Origin of the sequence: Sunxiuqinia dokdonensis (assembly GCF_001270965.1) — a bacterium.
Classification (GTDB): Bacteria; Bacteroidota; Bacteroidia; order Bacteroidales; family Prolixibacteraceae; genus Sunxiuqinia; species Sunxiuqinia dokdonensis.
The window spans coordinates 1-763 of record NZ_LGIA01000092.1 but is presented as its reverse complement, the minus strand read 5'-3'; the positions used below and the strand labels follow the sequence as shown (position 1 = coordinate 763).

General features: G+C 45.7%; 1 protein-coding gene. It reads left to right on the top strand.

What is annotated here, in order from left to right; all coding sequences use genetic code 11:
* Positions 1 to 69: 69 nt before the first annotated feature.
* Positions 70 to 763: AAA family ATPase (locus NC99_RS07140; RefSeq protein WP_157624606.1), on the top strand; the 694-nt coding region annotated here is incomplete at its 3' end.

Genomic DNA, 763 nt, shown 5'->3' with positions numbered 1-763 from the left:
CAATCAAGCACCAAAAGAATCGCTCAGAAAGAAGCCCAGGTTCAGCACAATTCGGAAAAACTAAAGAAAGTGGAAGCTGAAATTGAAGCGATTGAAAAGACACTGGCAGAAATTAAACCAGCTTATGAAAAGCGGGAAGAATTGAAGCAGAAAGCAGATGAGTTGGGACGGCTGTTAACAATCAGGGAGCTTGCAACAAAGATAGCAAGCGATCAGGAACGGCTAATAAAAGGAAATGCTGTTTGGAGTCAAACTGGCGAAGAACTGGAAAAGCTGAAAGAAGACAAGGGCAAGCTTGAGGCTTGGATTAAATCAAAGAAGGCCGATCTGCCAGACATGGCTGTCTTGGCTCACGCAAAGGCCTGGCACGCAGACGAGCAAAGCCTAAAGACACAATTGCAGGAGACGGATAAGCAAGTTCGAAAATATCAGGAAGAGGGTAGCACCATCAAACAAGCTATTCAAAAACTTTTGCAGGATGCTTTGTTTGCTGATTTGCCGGAAGCGTCCGATCAGCTGGCCGCGGTGAAATTTCTCCGTGAAAAGATTGAGACAGTTAAAAGCCAGATTAAGTCAATGGAAAAAGAGGCTGATGAACTGAGATTAAAGTCACAGCTCCAGACATTTGCTGAGGGACTGCAAGATGGAGATCCTTGCCCGCTTTGTGGTTCAGTACATCACCCACAGGTGTATAGCGCTGAGAATTCGCATGAAGCACAGCAAAAGTTGCAGCAGACCCGGCAGCAGACGGAAAAGGAAATTG